The sequence below is a fragment of the Clostridium sp. ATCC 25772 genome (assembly GCF_001573875.1).
Classification (GTDB): domain Bacteria; phylum Bacillota; class Clostridia; order Clostridiales; family Clostridiaceae; genus Clostridium_J; species Clostridium_J senegalense.
In genome coordinates this window covers 1-1127 of sequence record NZ_LFRG01000116.1, presented here as the reverse complement: position 1 = coordinate 1127, position 1127 = coordinate 1, and the positions used below count along the sequence as shown (strand labels likewise).

General features: G+C 31.1%; 1 protein-coding gene and 1 pseudogene. Both read left to right on the top strand.

Annotation, left to right across the window (positions count from 1 at the left end):
- Positions 1 to 137 precede the first annotated feature (137 nt).
- Positions 138 to 527: pseudogene (locus tag AZI32_RS17035) on the top strand (helix-turn-helix transcriptional regulator); the annotation flags it as partial.
- A 209-nt stretch (positions 528 to 736) separates the two neighbouring features.
- Positions 737 to 1111: a hypothetical protein gene (locus AZI32_RS17030; RefSeq protein ID WP_061997145.1), complete on the top strand. Its 375-nt coding sequence runs from the start codon at positions 737 to 739 to the stop codon at positions 1109 to 1111.
- Positions 1112 to 1127: the final 16 nt, after the last annotated feature.

The window sequence follows — 1127 nt, the reverse complement described above, 5'->3', positions numbered from 1 at the left end:
CTCTAGACCTTTTGATACTTTGCAAGTAAGATTTTAGTATCAAAAACAAAGGGGTGTTAAATATGAACCAATTAGCTATAGGTAAATTTATTGCACAAAAGAGAAAAGAACACAATATGACATAGGAGCAACTTGGAGAAAAAATAGGCGTATCAAATAAGTCTGTTTCAAAATGGGAAACAGGAAAATGTATGCCTGATTACAGTGTGGTGCAAGAACTATGCAAAGAGCTTGAAATAACAGTTACAGAACTAATGGACGGAGAAGAAATTGAGGAAAATAGTGTACGCATATACGATGAGAAACAGATTATGGACCTGTTAAAAAGGACGCAGGATTTAGAGCAACAAAAAAATACTATGTATGGGATTTTACTAATTGTAATGGGGATTGCTTTCTTGGCTGTTTCTCATAGTATTGGTGGTTCTGATGTAAAAGATTTTTTTGCTGGATTACTTTTGGGGTTATCTGTGGGAGAAATGCTGGTTGGTGTTTATTGTCTAGGAAGAAGTTTAAGTAAAAGATAAATTCCTATTTGTTAATGAACTTAAAAAGATAAAATAGTATATAAAAGTATCGCAGTATTCAGAAATGAATTTGCGGTGTTTTTGTTGTCTTTAAAAAATAAAATGAAGTAAAAATAGAATATATTTTTGAGAATTGAACAATATTTTATTTACAAAATATGTTATACTTTTTAAAAAGACAAATAGCAATTCGAAAGAGGGGATAAAAAATGAAAAGAGAATTAGGAATTGCACGGTGTGGGCTTGCTTGTTGTTTGTGTTCAGAAAATTCAAAATGCTCTGGCTGCAGTTCGGGGAAATGTCCAGATAAAGAATGGTGTGAAAATCGTAAGTGCTCTATAGAAAAAGGGTTAGAGGCTTGTTATTTATGTAAAGAAAAATGTCATAAGGGATTATTAAATAAGATAAAACCATATGGATTCACTATATTTATACAAAGATATGGAGTAGAGGAACTTCTTGATTGCTTAGAACGAAACGAAAAGAATGGTATTGTATATCATAGGCAAGGGATAAATGGAGATTATGATGATTTTGATGATGCAGATAAATTAATAGCATTCATTAAATCAGGTAAGAGATAAATTTAATACAGGAAAA

What these genes read in the sequence shown, in the direction of transcription:
- AZI32_RS17030 (WP_061997145.1), top strand. Translation starts at nt 737, where the DNA reads ATGAAAAGAGAATTAGGAATTGCACGGTGTGGGCTTGCTTGTTGTTTG.